At 48.2% G+C, this 850-nt stretch carries 1 protein-coding gene and 1 pseudogene; both read right to left on the bottom strand.

Annotated elements, in window-relative coordinates; genetic code table 11:
- Window positions 1-431 (bottom strand): hypothetical protein (locus A3761_RS23780; RefSeq protein WP_068751034.1); only part of this gene is annotated, 431 nt, incomplete at its 3' end.
- A gap of 27 nt (window positions 432-458) precedes the next feature.
- Window positions 459-850, bottom strand: a pseudogene (locus tag A3761_RS28170) (alpha/beta hydrolase); the annotation flags it as partial.

Raw genomic sequence — 850 nt, 5'->3', positions numbered from 1 at the left:
TAAGACATCACTTCCATTTTCATCGCTGCTGCCGCTGCCAACGTTTGCGCAAGTGCATGCTGCTGTTGATAGGCAAGATATCTCGGCGGTACTGGCTGCTCACTCACCATCGGCTGCACCGCTTGGGTGGTGTCGTGTTGCTTACAAAGCCAATGCCAATTTTCTAGCTGCTGAACAAACGCGGCGGCTTTACGGGCACAAAAATCTTGCTCCGTGCGAGTGCGCCATAGCACCTGTTCGTCACCGTCTTTTTGATAACGCACTTCACAGGGCGGCACGCCATTTTGTTGGCCATAAATCACAGAGACAATGCGCTCTTCTTCGTTAAGCATGCAACGATAATGGATGTCCGCATAAGCGTGTGTGCCGATCAGAAGCACCAATATGCCGACACTTAATTTTGTTATTACAATCCCCACCCTACCGCGCATATCATTCCTTAATTATTAACGCCATGACTACGCCAAATACCGGTCAATAATGGCGAAGATTTCTTTTCGATAATTGCTGTGCTCGTTAGCCAGATGATGGCGCGCGCCGGTCAGCATATGAATCTGTGGGTCAGTAAATTTTTCACGAATAACACTAAGATTAAACCGCCAGTCTACCGTTTCATCACTGTCGCCTTGTATGACGACTGGACTAAAGGTCACCGGTGAATTTTTGAGAAAATGCGGCAACCATTTTTTCAGTGCGCCAACCCATTGTGCAGGCACATGGCGCGGCTGAAGTGGGTCATGATTTTCGAGAAAATCGAGAAACTCGCTGTCTCCGGAGTTAATCGAGAAAACACGTTTAATTTGTTTCGCGAACGGACTGATTGCGGTATGTAGCCACTTCACAAACGGCC

The organism is Oleiphilus sp. HI0123 (assembly GCF_001635315.1).
This window is presented reverse-complemented; position numbering and strand designations above follow the sequence as displayed.